General features: G+C 60.4%; 12 protein-coding genes. 6 read left to right on the forward strand and 6 right to left on the reverse strand.

The features are described from left to right. The first annotated feature begins 59 nt into the window (after positions 1 to 59). From SIDU_RS12585 to SIDU_RS12605, 5 genes are all read left to right on the forward strand, one after another. Positions 60 to 1,322 (forward strand): TolC family protein, encoded by a 1,263-nt coding sequence (locus SIDU_RS12585; protein WP_013039107.1) that lies wholly within the window; start codon positions 60 to 62, stop codon positions 1,320 to 1,322. Beyond that, on the forward strand, positions 1,319 to 2,809 hold the full coding sequence (locus tag SIDU_RS12590; protein WP_007406384.1) for an efflux RND transporter periplasmic adaptor subunit: 1,491 nt from the start codon (positions 1,319 to 1,321) through the stop codon (positions 2,807 to 2,809). Before SIDU_RS12585 ends, SIDU_RS12590 begins: the two co-directional genes overlap by 4 nt. Next, positions 2,806 to 5,949, forward strand: a complete 3,144-nt coding sequence (locus SIDU_RS12595) for an efflux RND transporter permease subunit (protein ID WP_007406408.1) — start codon at positions 2,806 to 2,808, stop codon at positions 5,947 to 5,949. Before SIDU_RS12590 ends, SIDU_RS12595 begins: the two co-directional genes overlap by 4 nt. Next, positions 5,946 to 6,350, forward strand: coding sequence for a copper-binding protein (locus tag SIDU_RS12600; RefSeq protein ID WP_007406376.1), 405 nt, complete (start codon positions 5,946 to 5,948; stop codon positions 6,348 to 6,350). The genes SIDU_RS12595 and SIDU_RS12600 overlap by 4 nt, the downstream gene beginning before the upstream one ends. A 281-nt stretch (positions 6,351 to 6,631) precedes the next feature. Then, positions 6,632 to 7,894, forward strand: coding sequence for a hypothetical protein (locus SIDU_RS12605; protein ID WP_007683327.1), 1,263 nt, complete (start codon positions 6,632 to 6,634; stop codon positions 7,892 to 7,894). 66 nt (positions 7,895 to 7,960) lie between these two features. On the opposite strand, the gene SIDU_RS12610 is transcribed toward SIDU_RS12605, so the two are convergent. Further along, positions 7,961 to 8,491, reverse strand: coding sequence for a GNAT family N-acetyltransferase (locus tag SIDU_RS12610; RefSeq protein ID WP_007686150.1), 531 nt, complete (start codon positions 8,489 to 8,491; stop codon positions 7,961 to 7,963). Between the two features lie 91 nt (positions 8,492 to 8,582). On the opposite strand from SIDU_RS12610, the gene SIDU_RS12620 reads away from it, so the two are divergent. Next, entirely contained in the window at positions 8,583 to 9,347 is a 765-nt protein-coding gene (locus SIDU_RS12620; RefSeq protein ID WP_001389365.1) for an IS6-like element IS6100 family transposase, read from the forward strand. Positions 9,348 to 9,365: 18 nt separating this feature from the next. On the opposite strand, the gene SIDU_RS12625 is transcribed toward SIDU_RS12620, so the two are convergent. From SIDU_RS12625 to SIDU_RS12645, 5 genes are all read right to left on the reverse strand, one after another. Beyond that, entirely contained in the window at positions 9,366 to 10,448 is a 1,083-nt protein-coding gene (locus tag SIDU_RS12625) for a hypothetical protein (RefSeq protein WP_148663258.1), read from the reverse strand. A gap of 53 nt (positions 10,449 to 10,501) precedes the next feature. Beyond that, entirely contained in the window at positions 10,502 to 11,674 is a 1,173-nt protein-coding gene (gene glf / locus SIDU_RS12630; protein WP_025772837.1) for a UDP-galactopyranose mutase, read from the reverse strand. Positions 11,675 to 11,699: 25 nt separating this feature from the next. After that, entirely contained in the window at positions 11,700 to 13,337 is a 1,638-nt protein-coding gene (locus tag SIDU_RS12635; protein WP_084677773.1) for a glycosyltransferase, read from the reverse strand. Between the two features lie 116 nt (positions 13,338 to 13,453). Then, positions 13,454 to 15,439: a glycosyltransferase family 2 protein gene (locus SIDU_RS12640; protein ID WP_007682698.1), complete on the reverse strand. Its 1,986-nt coding sequence runs from the start codon at positions 15,437 to 15,439 to the stop codon at positions 13,454 to 13,456. Positions 15,440 to 15,513: 74 nt separating this feature from the next. Then, the gene (locus SIDU_RS12645) at positions 15,514 to 16,665 is read right to left on the reverse strand and encodes a polysaccharide biosynthesis/export family protein (RefSeq protein WP_073507152.1); all 1,152 of its coding nucleotides are present in this window, start codon (positions 16,663 to 16,665) and stop codon (positions 15,514 to 15,516) included. Between the last annotated feature and the right edge of the window lie 100 nt (positions 16,666 to 16,765).

Genomic DNA, 16,765 nt, shown 5'->3' on the forward strand with positions numbered 1-16,765 from the left:
GCTCCGGAGCGGCGCGTCACATCTTGGCGCGCCGCCTCTGTCATGAGGGGATGATATCCATGATCATGATGCCGAGGCGCGCTGTGCGACGCCTGTTGCTCTCTATCGGTGCGACGCTTGCGAGCGCCTGGGCCGTGCCGGTGTCGGCCGGCCCGCTCACCTACGAGCAGGCAGTGAGGCTCGCTGCCGCCAACGCGCCAAGCCTCAAGGCGCGCGCGGCGGCGACAGCCGGCGCCCGCTCTTCGGCGGTCGCGGCCGATCGCCTGCCCGATCCGACGCTCGACCTGGGCCTGCAGAACTTCCCGGTGAGCGGCCCCAATGCCGGCAGCTTCACGCGCGACGATTTCACTATGGCGACGATCGGGTTCAGCCAGACCTTCCCCAATCTCGCCAAGCGCCATGCACGCGCCGCGCGCGCCGCGGCCGATATCGGTATCGCCGAGGCGGGCGAGCTGGTCGAAGGCCGCAACGTGCGGCTCGAGACCGCCCTCGCCTGGGTCGATCTCTATTATGGAGAACGCCGGCTCCGGCAGCTCGACCTGCTCGATGCCAGCCTCGACGACCTGCAGAAGACCGTGACCGCACGCCTGGCGTCGGGCAGCGCGCGCCCGAGCCAGGCGCTCGAGCCCGACCAGCTCCGCGCCGCCATCGCCGATCGCCGCGCCGAGATGGCTGCGGTGGTGGCGCAGGCGCGGGCCCGGCTCGCGCGCTATACCGGCGACCCCGACCCGCAGGCGACGGGCGACCCGCCGATGCTCGATGTCGATCCGATCCGGCTGCGGGCCGGGATCGATGCGCTTCCCGCCCTGCGCGCGCAGGACGCGCGGATCGCAGTCGCCGAAGCGGACGTGCGTCTCGCGCGCGCCGACAAGCGCCCCGACTGGAAGGTCGGCGTCACCTATGGCCGGCGCGATCCCATGTACGGCGACATGGCCTCGGTCGGCGTGTCGATCGACCTGCCGCTGTTCGCCGGCAAGCGCCAGAACCCCAGGATCGCTGCAAGCGAGAGCCTTGCGCAAGGGGGTCGGTTCGACCGCGAGGCGATCCGCCGCGAGCTGGTGGCGCAGCTCGACGCCGATCTCGCAGACCATGCCATGCATCTCTCCCGGTTGCGCAATGCCCGCGAGACGCTGGTGCCACTCGCCAGGCACCGCGCCGAGCTCGACCGCGACAGCTATGGCGCCGGCAAGCTCGACCTTGGCGCCGCGCTGCTCACGACGCTCGGGCTCGCGGAGGCCGAGGTCGAGGCGCTCAACCGCGAAGCCGACGTCGCGCGCGACGCGGTCCGCATCACTATCACCTATGGGGAGGAGCGGCCATGACGCTCGATAAATCCGCGCTGCGCTGGGGCGCATCGATCCTGGCTGTCGCGCTGCTGGCCGGCGGCACAGGCTATTGGGCTGGCCATCGCCAGGCACCGCAATCGGAGGCGACCACGCCCGCCGGGGCAGGCAAAGTCCTTTACTGGTACGATCCGATGTTCCCCAACCAGAAGTTCGACAAGCCCGGCAAGTCGCCCTTCATGGATATGCAGCTCGTGCCGCGATACGCGGACGGAGGAAGCGCCGGCGCGGCCCCCACGGTCGCCGTCGATCCCGCCGCGCGGCAGAGCCTGGGATTGCGGGTCGTCGCGGCGAAGATGGGCAGCCTTGCCTCGGCCCTCGAGGTCACCGGCACGATCGACTTCAACCAGCGCGACGTCGCCGTCATCCAGGCGCGTTCGGGCGGGTTCGTGAGCCGCGTCTATGCGCGAGCGCCCGGGGACGTGGTCCGCGCCGGCGCGCCGATCGCGGACCTGCTCCTGCCCGAATGGGGCGGCGCGCAGACCGAATATCTGAGCGTCAGGCGGCTCGGCAAGCCCGACCTCACCGCGGCCGCGCGCCAGCGACTGCGGCTGATGGGCATGTCCGACGGCCTCATCGCCAGCGTCGAGCGGAGCGGACGCCCGAACGGCGTGGTGACGATCACGACGCCGATCTCGGGCACGATCCAGACGCTCGACGCCCGTGCCGGCGTGACGCTCGCCATGGGCCAGACGCTCGCCCAGGTAAGCGGGCTCGGCACCGTCTGGCTCAATGCCGCGGTGCCCGAAGCGCGCGCGGGCGATGTCCGGGTCGGCCAGAATGCCAGCACCACGCTGGCGGGCTTCCCCGGCGAGCGCTTCGCCGGCCGGGTGATCGCGATCCTGCCGACCACGCAGGCCGACAGCCGCACGCTCACCGTGCGGATCGAGCTGCCCAACCGGGACGGCCGGTTGCGGCCGGGCATGTTCGCCAGCGTCGCGCTTGGCGGCGATGCCAAGCCGGCGCTGCTGGTGCCGAGCGAAGCGGTGATCCGCACGGGCAGGCGCACGCTCGTCATGCTGGCCGCAGGCGACGGGCGCTATCATCCCGCCGAGGTCCGCATCGGCCGCGAGGCAGGCGGCGAGACCGAGATCCTTGCCGGCCTGTCGCCCGGCGAGAACGTCGTCGTCTCGGGGCAGTTCCTGATCGATTCCGAGGCGAGCCTGTCGGGAATCGAGGCGCGGCCGATCGGCGGCGGTGCGGCATCGGCGACCATCGCCGCGCCGGCGTCGAAAGCCACGCTGTACGAGACGACGGGCAAGATCGAGCGGATCACGGCCAATTCGGTGACGCTCAGCCACGAGCCCGTTCCCGCGCTCGACTGGCCGGCGATGACGATGACCTTCGCGCTCGCCAATCCGGGCATCGCGCGCGGCTTCAAGGCGGGTGACCGGGTCCGGTTCGGGTTCGACCGGCCCCCGGCGGGACCGACGCTGCGGCATATGGCGAAGGTGGCGGGCCAGTGATCGCCCATCTCATCCGCTGGTCGGTGAGGAACCGCTTCTTCGTCGTGCTCGGCATGCTCGCGCTGGTCGGCGCGGGCCTGTGGGCGGTGCGCTCGACCCCGATCGACGCGCTGCCCGATCTTTCCGACGTGCAGGTCGTGATCCGCACTTCCTATCCGGGTCAGGCGCCGCAGATCGTCGAGAACCAGATCACCTATCCGCTCACCACCACCATGCTGTCGGTGCCCGGCGCCAAGACGGTGCGCGGCTATAGCTTCTTCGGCGACAGCTTCGTCTATGTGATCTTCGAGGACGGCACCGATCTCTACTGGGCGCGCAGCCGCGTGCTCGAATATCTCAACCAGGTCCAGGGTCGGTTGCCGGCCAGCGCCCGCAGCGCGCTCGGGCCGGACGCGACCGGGGTCGGCTGGGTCTATGAATATGCGCTGGTCGACCGCACCGGCCGGCACGATCTCTCGCAGCTTCGCGGGTTGCAGGACTGGTTCCTGCGCTACGAGCTGAAGACCGTGACCGGCGTGGCCGAAGTCGCCAGCATCGGCGGCATGGTCAAGCAGTACCAGGTGCTGCTCGATCCGGTGAAGCTCGCGGCCTACGGCGTAACCCACGCCCAGGCAGTGCAGGCGATCAGCCAAGCCAATCAGGAAGCCGGCGGCTCGGTGCTGGAAATGGCCGAGGCCGAATATATGGTCCGCGCCTCGGGCTATCTGAAAACGCTCGACGATTTCCGGGCAATCCCGCTCAAGACTGCGGCGGGCGGCGTGCCCGTCCGGCTCGGCGATGTCGCCACGATCCAGGTCGGCCCCGAGATGCGGCGCGGCATCGCCGAACTGAACGGCGAAGGCGAGGTCGCCGGCGGCGTCGTTATTCTTCGGTCAGGCAAGAACGCCCGTGAGACCATCGCGGCGGTCAAGGACAAGCTCGCCGATCTCAGGAAAAGCCTGCCGCCGGGCGTCGAGGTGGTCACGGTCTATGACCGCTCGCAGCTGATCGATCGCGCGGTCGAGAACCTCACCCGCAAGCTGGTCGAGGAGTTCATCGTCGTCGCATTGGTCTGCGCCCTGTTCCTCTGGCACGTCCGCTCGGCGCTGGTCGCGATCCTGACCTTGCCGCTCGGTGTGCTGGCCGCGTTCGTCGTAATGCGGTTCCAGGGGGTGAACGCCAACATCATGTCGCTGGGCGGCATCGCCATCGCCATCGGCGCGATGGTGGATGCGGCGGTCGTCATGATCGAGAACGCCCACAAGAGGATCGAACGCTGGGAGCAGGATCACCCGGACAGACATCTCGATGGCGAGATGCGCTGGATCGTCGTCACCGAGGCGGCGGCCGAGGTCGGGCCGGCGCTGTTCTTCAGCCTGCTGATCATCACGCTGTCGTTCATTCCGGTCTTCACCCTGGAGGCGCAGGAAGGCCGGCTGTTCGCGCCGCTCGCCTTCACCAAGACCTATGCGATGGGCGCGGCCGCGATCCTGTCGGTGACCCTGGTGCCGATCCTGATGGGCTGGCTGATCCGGGGCCGCATTCCGGCCGAGCAGGCCAATCCGGTCAATCGCTGGCTCACCAATATCTACCGGCCCGCGATCGACTGGACGATGAAGCGGCCCAAGGCAGTGCTGCTGATCGCGGCTCTGGTGTTCGCCACCACGGCCTGGCCGCTCAGCCGGCTCGGCGGCGAGTTCATGCCCAATCTCGACGAGGGCGACCTGCTCTACATGCCCTCGGCGCTGCCGGGCCTCTCGGCCGCCAAGGCGAGTGAGCTGCTCCAGCAGACCGACCGCCTGATCAAGACCGTGCCCGAAGTCGAAAGCGTGTTCGGCAAGGCCGGCCGCGCCGAGACCGCGACCGATCCCGCGCCGCTCGAAATGTTCGAGACGACGATCCAATTCAAGCCCCGCGACCAGTGGCGGTCGGGCATGACGCCCGAACGCCTTGTCGACGAGCTCGATCGCCGGGTGAAGCTTCCGGGTCTCGCCAATATCTGGGTGCCGCCGATCCGCAACCGCATCGACATGCTCGCGACGGGCATCAAGAGCCCGATCGGGGTCAAGGTGTCGGGCAGTGACCTCGCCGAGCTCGACCGCATCGCGCATGATGTCGAGACCGTGGCCAGGAGCGTGCCCGGCGTCAGCTCGGCGCTCGCCGAGCGGCTGACCGGCGGACGCTATGTCGATGTCGACATAGACCGCGCCGCCGCCGCGCGGTTCGGGCTCAACATCGCCGACGTCCAGGCCATCGTCTCCGGCGCGATCGGCGGCGAGACGATCGGCGAGACGGTCGAGGGCCTCGCCCGCTATCCGATCAGCGTGCGCTATCCGCGCGAATTGCGCGACAGCCTCGAAAGGCTGCGGGCGCTACCGATCCTGACGCCCGCGGGCCAGCAGATCACCTTGGGCACCGTGGCAAACGTCTCGATCGCCGAGGGACCGCCGATGCTCAAGACCGAGAATGCCCGGCCTTCGACCTGGGTCTACGTCGATGTGCGCGGGCGCGATCTTGCCTCGGTGGTCGGCGATCTGCAGCGTGCGGTGGCGAAACAGGTCAGGCTCTCGCCTGGGGTCAGCATCGCTTACTCTGGCCAGTTCGAATATCTCGAGCGCGCGGTCGACCGCTTGAAGCTGGTCGTGCCCGCGACGCTGCTGATCATCTTCGTGCTGCTCTACCTCATCTTCGGCCGCTTCGACGAGGCGGCGCTGATCATGGGGACGCTGCCGTTTGCGCTGACCGGCGGCATCTGGACGCTTTATCTGCTGGGGTTCAACCAGTCGATCGCCACCGGGGTCGGGTTCATCGCGCTCGCCGGCGTCTCCGCCGAGTTCGGGGTGGTGATGCTGATCTATCTCAAGAACGCGCTGGCCGAGCGCGGCGCACATCCGGACGCTGCCGAGGTCGAGGCCGCCGTGCGCGAAGGCGCGCTGCTGCGCGTCCGTCCCAAGGCGATGACGGTGGCGGTGATCCTGGCCGGCCTGCTGCCGATCCTGCTGGGATCAGGCGCGGGTTCGGAGGTCATGAGCCGGATTGCCGCGCCGATGATCGGCGGCATGCTGACCGCGCCCTTGCTCTCAATGTTCGTCCTGCCCGCCGCCTACCTGCTGTTGCGCCGGCCCAAGACCGATCCCATCCCTCAACCCGTTTCATCATGAAGGAGAAGACGATGAACCATGCACGACTGACCATTGCCCTCGGCCTCGCCGCCCTGACTGCCGCGTGCGGCAAGAAGGCGGAGGCCCCCGTTGCGACTGAGACCAACGAGGCGGCGCCCGCCGCGACCATGAGCGGCGACATGGGCAACATGTCGATGGCGCCTGACGCGAACGCCGCGATCAAGGCCAAGGGCCATGGCACCGTCACCGCGATCGACAAGGCGGCAGGCACGATCACGCTCGATCATGGTCCGATCCCGGAGGCCAAGTGGCCCGCGATGACGATGGCGTTCAAGGCCGCGCCGTCGATCACCGATGCGGTCAAGGTCGGCGACAAGGTCGATTTCGACCTCTCGCTCAAGGGCAGCGATGGCGAGGTCACCGCGATCGCAAAGCAGTGATCCGCTAAGTTCGACCGGAAAAAGCTGGTTGCGGCGCCGCTCCCGGGCGGCGACGCCCGTGCCGGCCGTCTGCCTGGCTGTGCGCCCGGTCGACGGTTGCGACCGGCAACGCCCAATGCCAGCGGCGTTTCCCTGCGCGATCACCGACAATTTGAGCACGCTTCGCGGATCGCACATTGAACGTGCAAGCCGCCCTTGCTCGCGATAGCCTGAACGGCAAGGAGCCCAGTTTAGATGACCCAGCCAGTATGACCTTGTTACCCGCGACACATCATGATCTCGTGAGCGAGCTTGTCCGTCGTTGGCGAGACGATCCCGGCGCCACCTATCGCTCCTGGTTTCTGTGGGACGAACGGCTGAAAAACTTCCGCTCCATCCGTCGCGGGCTGCAGCAGGTGGTCGCAGAAATCGAAAGTGGGCGGTTCGGCGTCGCCTATCGCGGCTCGTCACTGGAAACGGTTGTCCACTCGATCGCCGAACAGCGGCAGATCTTCAAGGGCGCCGACCATGCCTGGCTGTGGAAGCCCAAGCTGCGCATTCCAGACATCTACGAAAGCCCGGACAACCAGCGGGCGTTCGGTCGCCTGCTCGACAATTGCTCGTGCTGCGATACCGCCGAGGAGATCATCAGCCACATCCGCAGCATAGACGCGCTCAAGATCAAGGGGCTGGGGCCGGCGGCGGCCAACCTGCTCTATTTCCTTCACCCGACGCTGGTGCCGCCCTTCAATACCGCGATCGTCAAGGGCTACAATGCCGTCACCGGCGCCAAGGTGAAGCTCGGGTCATGGGATCATTTTCTCGCCATGCGCGCCGGCATCCTCGACCTCAACGACCGTTACCGCGAGTTGCTCTCCAACGATCTCGGCGCGATCGGCGGACTGTTGTTCGACATTGGCTCGGGCCGCTATCCCGCGCCACCGCTGGAGGATGACGCAACGGCGGCCGACGACTGGCTCGGCAGATTGGAACATGCCAGAGCGGAGGCAAGCCGGCTCGACAAGACAGCCGCCGCGCAGGGCGAAACCGATCGCACGCACGCCGAAATCCAGGCCTGGCTGCGCGACCTCGGCCATGCCCTCGGTTACGATGTGTGGATCGCCGCCAATGACCGCGGTCGACTTCACGCTGGCTGCCCGCTTGGACAGGGATGCCTCGAGCGCCTTCCAGACGCCATTGCGACCTCTCCCGGAGCGGACTCGATCCGCCTCATCGACGTGTTGTGGCTGGCGAAGGGTGGCGACGGCGTCGCCGCCGCGTTCGAGGTTGAACATTCGACCTCGATCTACTCGGGGATCGTGCGCATGCTCGATCTGGCGCTGTCGGGGAGCGATCTGCACGCTGCCGCCGGGCTATTCCTGGTCGCACCGAATGCGCGCGAGCAGGACGTTCGCGCGCAACTCCGTCGCCCGGCTTTCAGCCGTATTGCCGATCTCGACTTCGCCTATCTGCCCTATGGCGAGCTGGAGAGAAACAGGGACGCGATCGCTCGTTTTGGAACGGGATTGAAGGCCATCAAGGCGATCTCAAGCCCCCTTCCCTGAAAGGGGGCGTTTGCGGGAGGGGGCGGAATCCTACGCCAAGCTCGCCCAGATAGCCGGCGCGAGATCTTACTTGTTGCTGCCTTCTACGGTCGCGCCAGAAAGGCGACGGCTCAGTTCTATCCGGCGATGGCTACGCATTTTGAAGGTGTCTGGCCCAACGCGCCGATACTCAATGAAGCCGAGAGAACGCCAAAATCGCTCTGCCGCTTCATTCGCTTCCAGCACGGCCAACCGAATCTCTGTGGCACCTCTCGCAGCGGCCCAGCTTTCGACCGTCGAGTAAATTGAGCGTCCGACGCCACGACCACGCTGTGCGGCATCTACGATCATGAAGCCGAGATACCATGTGCCATCACGCGGATAATCGCGGAGGATGGCCGCGATTGCATATAGGCCGCCAGGCCCCTTCCATCCCAGGACAGCTTGATTGTGGGCGCTCTTTTCGGGCGGCACATCGGAGAAAAGCTCGCGAGCATCGTCCAGCGTGGGCGCGGCCCCGTCCTGCAACAGGAAATAGTCGCTGCAACGGTTGTACAGGTCTGCAACGTCTGCGGCGTCCGCTTGGGTAAGTTTGATCGGGGCTCCCGTCATCATCATCGCGTTTTGGCAGCAAGCACGCGCTGACCGGGCTCTGTTGCAAAAATCGTGAAGCTTGAGCATGCTTGGCGGAGATTGGACGGACGGAACGATGACGGATTTCAAGTGGCGCCATTTCCAGGGTGATGTGATCCTGTGGGCGGTGCGCTGGTATTGTCGCTATCCGATCAGCTATCGCGACCTTGAGGAAATGCTGGCGGAACGCGGCATTTCGGTCGACCATACGACGATCTATCGCTGGGTCCAGTGCTACGCCCCGGAGATGGAGAAGCGGCTGCGCTGGTTCTGGCGGCGTGGCTTTGATCCGAGCTGGCGCCTGGATGAAACCTACGTCAAGGTGCGGGGCAAGTGGACCTACCTGTACCGGGCAGTCGACAAGCGGGGCGACACGATCGATTTCTACCTGTCGCCGACCCGCAGCGCCAAGGCAGCGAAGCGGTTCCTGGGCAAGGCCCTGCGAGGCCTGAAGCACTGGGAAAAGCCTGCCACGCTCAATACCGACAAAGCGCCGAGCTATGGTGCAGCGATCACCGAATTGAAGCGCGAAGGAAAGCTGGACCGGGAGACGGCCCACCGGCAGGTGAAGTATCTCAATAACGTGATCGAGGCCGATCACGGAAAGCTCAAGATACTGATCAAGCCGGTGCGCGGTTTCAAATCGATCCCCACGGCCTATGCCACGATCAAGGGATTCGAAGTCATGCGAGCCCTGCGCAAAGGACAGGCTCGCCCCTGGTGCCTGCAGCCCGGCATCAGGGGCGAGGTGCGCCTTGTGGAGAGAGCTTTTGGCATTGGGCCCTCGGCGCTGACGGAGGCCATGGGCATGCTCAACCACCATTTCGCAGCAGCCGCCTGATCGGCGCAGAGCGACAGCCTACCTCTGACTGCCGCCAATCTTTGCAACAGAGCCGACAGCAAAGCTTCCCTCAATGCCATACAGGGCAGCCAACCTGTTTCCTTCGTCCATCGCCTGCTCACCGCTGTAGCTTACGCCCATTGGGCGAGTATGTGTGACGACAACATCATCGATTATGGCGATGCGTCCGGGCACCCTCCCCTGCAATCCCCCCCACACGTGATCGAGACAAAAAGCCTGTTTAGTGCCTCTGAAAGCAGGCAAACAAATCTGCAAAAGCTCCTGCGACAGCATCGGGCACATTAACTCGACAAAATCACAATACCTTAGGAAGTACTCAGGATTTTGTGCCGTGACCTGATGGTTCACGTAGGAATTTGAATTGCTAGATAACGAGGGCTGCGCGAGATCAAGCCGCGAACGACGAAAGATATTGAATAATCTATTAATGTCCTTCCACGACGTCTCGAGATCGTCGTCAGGAAACCAGAAGTTCTCATATTCAAGCAATGCTGGCTGATTGAAGAAGAGATTAGCAATTGCTGTAAACTTCATGTCGCGCCGCTGATGAAAGAAATACTCGCATTCCTTAACAGAACTGGGCAGATCGGCGCCATACCAGCTGATGCACAGATCCCAATTGCGATCATCATCTGCCAGGTAACGTGGCCACTCCCGATGAAGCGAACTGTTTCCAGCCCTGAGGACCACTAGGTTAGAGCGCCTTCCCTTCTGCCCACTCTTGATGATACCGATCGAGGAAAGATCGTCGGGATTGCCAACCGGCGTCTCGTCAAGCGATGGCATTTCTACGCGCGTAAGCACATGTTCAATGCTGCCAACCACGCGCGAATTGCCGCGCAATTCCCTTATACCCTGCTCGTCCTCCTCCTTCACTTCAAAACTAGTAGTAGTGACGCCAGAAATATCCTGAAGCAGGACGCGGTTATCTCGCAACTCCCATACTCGTTCCCATTTTGAGACGATGCCCCCTATGATGCCAAAATCCCTAAACCTTAACGCCGGTGCTAAAATGAAGCCATCAGCACGTGAGAGACACCAAGTAGTATTCCGAAGATATTCTTGAGAAATTAGCGCCATAATCATAGCCCATCGTTGCAGATGATCTTAACAGTGGACGACCGATATCAAGATCAAATCATCATCAACTTCAGCCTCTCGTAAGCCTTTAGCGCAGCGCCGATAGCTTGGTGCATATCGAGATAACGGTATGTGCCCAATCGGCCTCCAAAGATAACTCGTTCTTCCATCTTCGCGCGAACCTTGTAGCGCGCATACACGGTATCGTCTTTTGCTGTGTTGATAGGGTAGTAAGGCTCGTCACTCACACCAGCGAAACGGGAGTATTCTCTAAAAATTACGGTCTTATCAGCCGCATATGGGCGATCTGGGTAAAAGTGTCGAAACTCCAGAATGCGTGTATACGGCACCTCCTCATCGGCGTAGTTCATGACCGACGTTCCTTGGAAATCCTGGACGTTCAGAACCTGCTTCTCGAAATCAACCGTTCGCCATCCCAATGCTCCCTCTGAATAATCGAAGTAACGGTCGATAGGTCCAGTATATAGAATAGGCACGGATTTCTGAATCAGGCCGCGAACGTCAAAAAAATCTACTCCACAGAACACCTCTATGTTATCATGGTCCAGCATATTTTCAAATAAAGCAGTATATCCCTTCTCTGGCAGACCTTCAAATTTATCGGAGAAGTACCGCGAGTCGAAGTTGTACCGCACTGGAAGCCGAGTGATGATGTGTTCCGGCAGATCCCGCGGATCAGTCTGCCACTGTTTAGCGGTGTAACCTCGGATGAAGGCCTCATAGAGTGGGCGCCCGATGAGGGAAATCGCCTTTTCTTCAAGATTTGTGGGCCGGCGTCCAGCGAGTTCACCGGCCTGCTCAGCTATCAGCGCCTTTGCCTCGTCGGGTGTGAAGGCTTTGCCAAAGAACTGGCACAAGGTCGCAAGATTCATCGGCATCGAGTAGATATTGTTCCGATGACGAGTGAATACCCGATGGCTATAATTGGTAAAATGTGCGAACCTGTTAACGTAGTTCCAAACCTCTATATTGGAGGTATGAAAAAGATGCGCCCCATAACGGTGCACCTCAATTCCTGTTTCTTGGTCATCCTCGGTATAGGCATTCCCAGCAATGTGATCGCGCCGTTCAAGAATGACCACTTTCTTACCCAGTTCATTGGCACACCGTTCAGCGACCGTGGCACCATAGAAACCACAACCAACGATCACGACATCAGCCGTGCCGAGAGCATCCGCAAGCGCGGGTTGATGAGTAAGCGTCATACTAGTCTCCGAAAATATCGAGAAGCTAAGAGGTGTAACTGGACCAGAAGTCTTGATGGGTAAGCTCCTTCAGCGACGCGGGGCGCCAAGGACGGACCATAAAACGCATTATCTCACGAATAAATTCCTTAGTGCATGTTCGAGTACGGTCTCGGTCATGGGAGAACTCTACGGTCGTACCACTGTCCTCATAATAAACACTTACGGGAGAAGGTCGGTGTTGCACGGCGGGACGCCAATGTTGAGAAGATATGATGGTCGCTGGCCCTTTCAACGCGGTAGGTCGCAACAGATCTTTCACAAGACGTCCAGCGAACAACAGGAGCGTAGGTGTGCGGGATACCGAGACAGGGCCGAACTCGGGTTTCTTTGCCCGGGGCTGTTCCTTTGAACTAAACGCCTTGGCAAGACGAATGTGATCTCCACCATTCCAACGTTTCAAATTCTCCAATCCGTCGTTGAATGCTCGCAAACCCAGCAAGACACAGCTAGCCCGATCATAGTCAAAGCGAAGCAGATGATTGAGAAAACCGATCAGCAGAGCTCGGAAAAGACGAAAACGACCAAGTCGACCATGCGCTTCACATAAAAACAGCGAGTTGCGGCGATCATAAAAATAATGCCATGGCTGTCGCTTTGCATGGAAAGGCTCATGCCAGACGGCTAATCCCGGCCACGCAAGCGTCCGCGTACCGTTGACAGTGAGGCGGTAGCCATACTCGACATCATCGCCCCGGATGAACAGAGGCAGCGGCAGACCCAAACGGATTACTTGGTATTTTGAGACCGCGAAGAACCACCATCCATTGAAGTCCGGGCGGTGATGCATAGCAAGGTAGCGACTGGTAGCTTCTTGCGTTATATCGTTAGCTTCGGGATCGACGAGGTTTCGAATTTCTGGCTTTCTACTATCCAAAACGTCGCCAACAGAGAACAATTTATTACGACTGTTGCGATCCAGCATAGCGCCCCCGACCGCGTAGTCGGATTTCAAATAGGACAGCACAGTGATCAGCCGGGTGATTATACCGGCATCAAGATCAATATCGTCATCCATCAGGAGAAGGTGGCTGCAATGTTCGTCCGAAAGACTCTCGAGCATCCCTCGACCAAAACCACCTGCACCGCCAAGATTGGGCTGGTCGACAATATAGAGAATTTCCGCTGCCTGAGCACCACGGAGGTGTTCCAAGCGAGAAGCTAAGCCCGTCTCACCCTGATTGATAACGAGGATGCGATACAAACCGTTGCTACCCGTGAGAAGCTCCCCCAGTGTTGCAGCGACGTCCGCTTCCCGGTTGAAAGTACAGATAACTGCAGTGAGCCCAACCGAGCGAGCGGGCGATGCTCGGGTTGCCCACGCAAGCGTCGCGATTCTGCTATCCTCAATCAACGTTACACTAAGAACCAGGCGCGTCTCCCCAACAGCAGCCATTGGCACGGGAACTACCAGGCGTTCGCCGCCTCCCTGCAATGCGACATGGATGATCCGATCCGCCTGCCTACTTGACGACGAAATACGATCGACTGTGATTTCAACCCGACCGGCCAAATCCAGGACAAGGGCGAGATCGTCGATACTCGTGTAGCGCGCCCAGTACCCCTCAAAGAAAGCGCCAAAAATCCCGTCGAAAGTCACATTTTGGCCGGCCAAACCCTCCAAAGCCTCGCCATTGAAGCGAAGATCACCTGCGCAAATGGTGCCAGCCTCGGTCCTGCTCGTACAGCTAAGTTTTTGGAGGATATGCAAGGGACGCGATCGCGACAATGCGTTGATCCTCAAAAGGTCTTTACGAGCTTGCGCCAGAACTCATGTGACGTCATTTCCGGGTAAGCATTAAACCAATTTGCCTGCGCCTCGCGCGCATGGGCATCGAATTTTTTGATAGCTTGGCCGAAACGGGCGTTGACCGCAGCATAGGCTTCACGATCGAACTTGTAGATGTGATATGTCGAAGAACCCGGATCAGGGTAGCCCCAAGCCTGCCTCGCTCGCATGAATTTCCAGTTGATGTCACGCCTGTTCTGGAACATCGTCACCCGGTTGGCTTTAGCGCGACCACCCGGGATAAGCGATCGGTTACCGTTGCGTGAATAGATTTGCGCAATCCGATACAGCTTTCGGCCTCGCGAAGGTGCTTCTGGAATGAAGCCAGGCGGCAATGTTCTGCTTGTTCGATAGTTGCCGTTCGATTCTTTATAAGCTTCCATCACATCCATGTGCAGTGCTTCTGCGTCTCGATCCAGAAGCACAGCAGGTCCGGAGATAAAATCCTCAATTGCCTTGGCCAGCAGCATTGCCGAGCCATATTGGTAGGAGTTTACAAAGTCACGGAAGCGACTGCGTAATTGCTTTGAAGCTGAAGCAACGCGCCTGCTTGATCGCTTCGCCATAACCGAAACCGGAAGGCCAGAAACTTGGGCCAGCGCCATCGGCGCTTGTGCGGAAAGACGGATTAGCTCATTACGAATGTTGTAGTAGGCGAACCAGCCCTCGACCTTGGCATAATATGGCTCATGCCACACAGCGATTCCCGGAACGGTAACGGTTCGGCCGCCGTTCAATTGCACGCGCGCGCCGAATTCCACATCATCGAGATGTACGAAGCAAGGCAGAGGCATACCAAATTTCTTGAAACCTTCAACGGCACCGCCAAACAGCCACCAACCGTTGAAATTGGAATTATAGCTGCGGGCAAGGCCGTCCCGTCCCTCGAGTGTCCCCATGTCACTAGGCGCCAGCCGGCCTATAGGACGCTCAAATCGCTCAGGCGTCCAATATGCACCGGCGTCTGCGAGTTGACAGGAACTATAGGTGTCGAACTGTAAGCCGCCAATGAAAATGTCGGGATCGCTATTCAGCCGTAATAGGTTCAGCATCCGCAAGATCGAAATATGATCGATGTCGGCATCGTCATCAAGCAATATGATATGCGTGAAACAGCCTGCCTCGAGAGCCTCGTAGATGCCACGCCCAAACCCTCCCGCACCACCAACGTTACGCTGCTTGATGAGGCGTACATGAGGTGACGAGAACGTCGTTTCTGGCAGGGTCTGTGCATTGTCGACGACCAGGATACTATAATCGTCCATGTCAACCTGATCGGACGTTTCCGCTGCGGACCCACGATCTATTTTCTGCACGAGACCTAGGTGCTGAAGCAGCCAAGGCGCTTCTGTACGTAACGACGGCGGTGCTGGATTGAGCGCTTCAGTCAACAATTCTACGTTAGCAACAACCTGACGTTCGCGCTTGTAAGTACAGATAACAAAAGCGGGGATAATCTGGTTTACCTCGGCGCTCCGAACTAGCCATGTTGCGCTGAGCACTTTCACATCTGATCGCAGCGGCTCTACCCGGAAGAACCAGCGCCCGAAGCTTTGCTCGGAACTCATCAATTGGAAATCCAAATCGAAGGTCTGGATTTCTCCTTCGCTGCCGTCGCCTTTTCCAGCCCGAATGGCCCTGGACGATATGGCGGAACCATAGACGGCCTCCTGCCCATCAGCCCTCCGATGGACTAAAGAAATACGGCATGCACCTTGCACCTTCACGCGGAGCGCAAGGCGCTCACCGCCCACGAGGGCCAGCACTTCGCGGTCATAAAGCGAGGTCATCACGCCATCGACAGTCAAAACCTCATTGCCTTCAATGAGCAGGCCATCTTCGACGGGGGTAGGAAAAGGCGCGCACATATAGAGCGACTGTCGGCCCATTTCTGGACGCAGTTGGATCGGAAAGAAAGCGAAGTCTGCAACGACCATCTAGTAATTTACCCCTGAACTAGAGCGCGTCACATACGCCCAATAATATGCGTAAGGTTACGATAGCGCACCAGTCAGTTCGTCACTGCCCGGACCGCCACCGCAGGGCTGAAAAGTTGATTGATGATAGCAACGAACTTGCTGGCCTGGTTCGACCGCGCACTCGCCATATAGATCAAATCGTCGTCCTGCATCATGACTTTCTGAGCGAGAAAGTAAGTCCGAGGGTCAAGCATGTTGATCCGATAAATATTAGGACTCCCGTTCACTCCCGCTGGTGCGTTTAATCTGAACAGGAAAATGGCAGTAGGATCAGCAAATGCATCATTTGGCCCGCCGGCCCGGGCTATCGCCTCAGCAAGCGACAGATGCGCGCTCTCAAAGGGCACCTCCGAAACCTTGCTCGAAGCCCCAAACACGGTGAAGGTTCTCGGTGCACGGATAACTTCAATGCGGTCGCCAGGATTAAGCACGAGATCGTCAATCGATCCAGGTACTATGCCCCCTAACCTCTGTTCGGCACGAGCATTGCCTCGAGCCATCCGCACAATCACATCATCTATAGGCAACTCTGTGCCCCCGGCGGCAGCGATGACATCGACCAGCCTTTCTTTGGCAGACGTCAGACTGATTCGCCCAGGTTTGCGCACGTCACCAGAAATGACAACAGAACTGAAAATCGACTTCTCGATCGTAACCACCGCCTGTGGATATTGCGACTTGCGGACGAACTGCTGCTCAACCGCCTGCGCCACCTGTTCGGGCGTCATTCCGCCGACGCGGATTAGTCCAGCAAATGGCAGCCGAATGTTGCCATCGGCGTCAACTGTAAGTGGTGGAAACTCTTGACCATGGGCGGATGCATCAAAAGAGTCGGCTGCCGTCGCGGTGGCGCGTGAACCTGAGAAGAGCGAAACGCCAACTTCAAAAAGATTAATGTGCAGCGTATCCCCTGGCCCGATCAATCCACTTAGCGGTATATCCAGAGAGTTTAGTCGTGACAAATTTGAAGGAGCCGGGCCTCCCGAGCCGTTGAGTGCATCGACACTGGCTTGGTCTAAGGAAACGACATTAAACTGGACCGGCCCTTTATCTGGCGCAGCCTGCGACAAAATACGCTGAGCTGTGGGACCGCTCGACGGCAAACCGGCACAACCAGCCGTCAATACACTCAATCCAACAGCTGCCAGAAGAGCACCGCCACGTCCGATACCAAGCACTATCATTTCGAGTAATCGTCCTTCGAACTATCTTGTTTCCCGCCTGAAAGACTGGCGACCGTGATAACTACCGCAATGTCCTAATGCCCTACCGCTTGTTCGAACA

It is taken from the genome of Sphingobium indicum B90A (genome assembly GCF_000264945.2).
Taxonomy (GTDB): Bacteria; Pseudomonadota; Alphaproteobacteria; order Sphingomonadales; family Sphingomonadaceae; genus Sphingobium; species Sphingobium indicum.